Source organism: Pseudoalteromonas sp. S558 (assembly GCF_005886635.1).
GTDB classification, from domain to species: domain Bacteria; phylum Pseudomonadota; class Gammaproteobacteria; order Enterobacterales; family Alteromonadaceae; genus Pseudoalteromonas; species Pseudoalteromonas aliena.
In genome coordinates, this window is record NZ_PNDU01000661.1 from 1 (window position 1) to 485 (window position 485).

Sequence of the window (485 nt, forward strand, 5' to 3'; positions counted from 1 at the left end):
CTAAAAAAGAAGATCAAATTACTCAGCTCAATAATGAGGAAAAGCCACCTGTTGTTCTTAATAACGAGGATAACTGGCGCATCGCGATTGATGCTATGCATAACACCGTTAAAAAAACCACCGGAACTGCCCATCGTGCGTTTAAAGGCGCTACCTACGATCCAGCAGGTAAAACCGGTACAGCCCAAGTAGTCAGTATTGATCAAGGCGAGCGTTACGACGCCGATGCACTTAAAGAGCGCCAACGTGATAACGCCATTTACGTCGGTTTTGCCCCCTACAACAACCCACAAATAGTGGTCTCTATTGTGGTAGAAAATACCGGAGGCGGAAGCTCAGTAGGTGCGCCGATTGCCCGTCAATTAATGGATTATTATTTTGCAGCTAACCCAATTCAATCCTCAGGGAGTAAAGTACCATGACGGCTTTACATAATAAGCGTTCTATTAGGCTACGACTGCATATCGATATGCCACTATTAATTG

The 485-nt window shown here is 44.7% G+C and carries 1 protein-coding gene; it reads left to right on the forward strand.

What is annotated here, in order from left to right; all coding sequences use genetic code 11:
* A partial coding sequence (locus CWB66_RS21855; RefSeq protein WP_252371839.1) for a penicillin-binding transpeptidase domain-containing protein occupies nucleotides 1-422 on the forward strand: 422 nt, incomplete at its 5' end.
* Between the last annotated feature and the right edge of the window lie 63 nt (nucleotides 423-485).